This window comes from Streptomyces torulosus, assembly GCF_001419765.1.
GTDB lineage: Bacteria > Actinomycetota > Actinomycetes > Streptomycetales > Streptomycetaceae > Streptomyces > Streptomyces torulosus.
Map to the genome: position 1 here is coordinate 1 of NZ_LIRK01001006.1, position 2,942 is coordinate 2,942.

Below are 2,942 nucleotides of genomic sequence, written 5' to 3' on the forward strand. Positions count from 1 at the left end.
TCCCTGCGCTATCCCGCACGTAAGGTCTCCGTAACCGGCGATTCAGACGACCTTGCGACGCTTCCGCAATGAACCCCGTCCCGCCCGAGCCCTCGCCTCCCCCACGCAACGGCCCAAGCAACGGGAAGAGCGCGGGCAGCGGCCGTCCCGCGGCCACCGCGGCCCACCCCGGCGGCACCGACGACGTCGTCGCGCGGATCGACGCGGACATCGCCGGGAACGCCGTCGCGCTCCCTCCGGCGCTCTCCGACGCGCCTGTGATGCTCGCGGCGCGGAAGAATGGTGCCATGAGCCAGTCCAACGCCCAGGCACAGGTCCAGCACGCGCAGCCGTCCGTCGGCTCCATAGCCGCGCACCGCCCGCACACGGTGGCCGCGGTCGTCTCCGATCTCGAACCCGACATGGACGCCGACCTCGACGGCTACGAGGAGGCGCCGTACGACGGCGACCGCCTGCCGCAGAACCGCTTCCTCGACCGGGAGCGCAGCTGGCTCGCCTTCAACGAGCGTGTCCTGGAACTCGCCGAGGACCCGAACACGCCCCTGCTGGAGCGGGCCAAGTTCCTCGCGATCTTCGCCAGCAACCTGGACGAGTTCTTCATGGTCCGGGTGGCCGGTCTGAAGCGCCGCATCGCCACCGGTGTCGCCACCAAGTCCGCCTCCGGTCTCCAGCCCCGCGAGGTGCTGGAGATGATCTGGGCCCGCTCCCGTGAGCTGATGGCCCGGCACGCCGCCTGCTTCCACGAGGACATCGCCCCGGCCCTCGCCGAGGAGGGCATCCACGTGGTCCGCTGGGGCGAGCTCACCGAGAAGGAGCAGGCCCGCCTGTTCACTCTCTTCCGGCACCAGATCTTCCCCGTCCTCACCCCGCTCGCCGTGGACCCGGCGCACCCCTTCCCGTACATCTCGGGCCTGTCGCTGAACCTGGCCGTGGTCGTCCGCAACCCGGTCTCCGGCCACCGGCACTTCGCCCGTGTGAAGGTCCCGCCGCTGCTCTCCCGCTTCCTGGAGGCCTCCCCCAGCCGCTACGTCCCGATCGAGGACGTGATCGCGGCCCACCTGGAGGAGCTGTTCCCGGGCATGGAGGTGCTGGAGCACCACGCCTTCCGCCTCACCCGCAACGAGGACCTGGAGGTCGAGGAGGACGACGCGGAGAACCTGCTCCAGGCCCTGGAGAAGGAGCTCATGCGGCGCCGCTTCGGGCCGCCGGTGCGCCTGGAGGTCGAGGAGTCCATCGACCGGTACGTCCTCGACCTGCTGGTCCGCGAGCTGAAGATCTCCGAGGCCGAGGTGTACCCGCTGCCGGGCCCCCTCGACCTCACCGGTCTCTTCGGCATCGGCGCCCTCGACCGGCCCGAGCTGAAGTACCCGAAGTTCATCGCCGGCACCCACCGCGACCTCGCCGAGGTCGAGTCGGCGTCGCCGCCCGACATCTTCGCCGCGCTGCGCGAGCGGGACGTCCTGCTGCACCACCCGTACGACAGCTTCTCCACCTCCGTGCAGGCGTTCCTGGAGCAGGCGGCCGCCGACCCGGACGTCCTCGCCATCAAGCAGACCCTGTACCGGACCTCCGGCGACTCCCCGATCGTGGACGCGCTGATCGACGCCGCCGAGTCCGGCAAGCAGGTCCTCGTCCTGGTCGAGATCAAGGCCCGCTTCGACGAGCAGGCCAACATCAAGTGGGCCCGCAAGCTGGAGGAGTCGGGCTGCCACGTCGTCTACGGCCTGGTCGGTCTGAAGACCCACTGCAAGCTGTCCCTGGTGGTCCGCCAGGAGGGCGAGACCCTGCGCCGCTACAGCCACGTCGGCACGGGCAACTACCACCCGAAGACGGCCCGCCTCTACGAGGACCTGGGTCTGCTCACCGCCGACCAGCAGGTCGGCGCAGACCTCTCCGACCTGTTCAACCGTCTCTCGGGCTACTCCCGCCGCGAGACGTACCGCCGGCTCCTCGTCGCCCCCAAGTCCCTGCGCGACGGACTGATCGCCCGCGTCAACAAGGAGGTCCAGCACCACCGCGCCGGACGTCCCGCGTCCGTCCGCATCAAGGTCAACTCGATGGTCGACGAGGCCCTGATCGACGCCTGCTACCGGGCCTCGCAGGCCGGGGTGCCCGTCGACATCTGGGTGCGTGGCATCTGCGCGGTACGCCCCGGCGTCCCCGGCCTCTCGGAGAACGTCCGCGTCCGCTCCGTCCTCGGCCGCTTCCTCGAACACTCCCGGATCTTCGCCTTCGGCAACGGCGGCGAGCCCGAGGTGTGGATCGGCAGCGCCGACATGATGCACCGCAACCTCGACCGCCGGATCGAGGCCCTCGTACGAGTCACCGACCCGGCGCACCGGGCGGCCCTCAACCGCCTGCTGGAGACCGGTATGTCCGACACGACCTCCTCCTGGCACCTCGGCCCCGACGGCGAGTGGACCCGGCACTCGACCGACACGGACGGCCAGCCCCTGCGCAACGTCCAGGAGATGCTCATTGACGCCCGGAGGCGCCGGCGTGGCACAGCAACACCTTGACCCCAGGAACTCCACGGCCGTCGCCGCCGACGCCCTCGCCGGGTATCTGCGGACCCAGGCCACCGAGTTCCTCCGCGCGCTGCGCACCCACCGGGAGACCGGTGGAGGCGCGGCCGGCGGAGCCGAGGAGTCCACCGACGCGGCGCTCGCCCTGCGCCGCTCGGCCCGCCGCATCAGCGGCACCCTCCACACCTTCCGTCCGCTGCTCGACGCCGACTGGTCGGAGTCCCTCCGCCCCGAACTGGCCTGGCTGTCGGGCACCCTGGGCCGCGAGCACGCCTACGCGGCCCGGCTGGACCGCCTGGTGGCGGCCCTGAACCGGCTGTCCGGAGCAGCCGCCGCCCTCCCCTCCCAGGCCGGCGCCCCCGTGGCCGGCCGCACCGCCGGGTCGGAACGCGCGGGCCCGACCGGGCCCGCGCGTTC

At 71.7% G+C, this 2,942-nt stretch carries 2 protein-coding genes; both read left to right on the plus strand.

The window, feature by feature from the left end:
- The first annotated feature begins 68 nt into the window (after positions 1 to 68).
- On the plus strand, positions 69 to 2,519 hold the full coding sequence (locus tag AOK23_RS43580) for an RNA degradosome polyphosphate kinase (RefSeq protein ID WP_055717873.1): 2,451 nt from the start codon (positions 69 to 71) through the stop codon (positions 2,517 to 2,519).
- The coding region (locus AOK23_RS43585) for a CHAD domain-containing protein (RefSeq protein ID WP_240496858.1) at positions 2,500 to 2,942 on the plus strand (443 nt) is incomplete at its 3' end. The genes AOK23_RS43580 and AOK23_RS43585, both read left to right, overlap by 20 nt.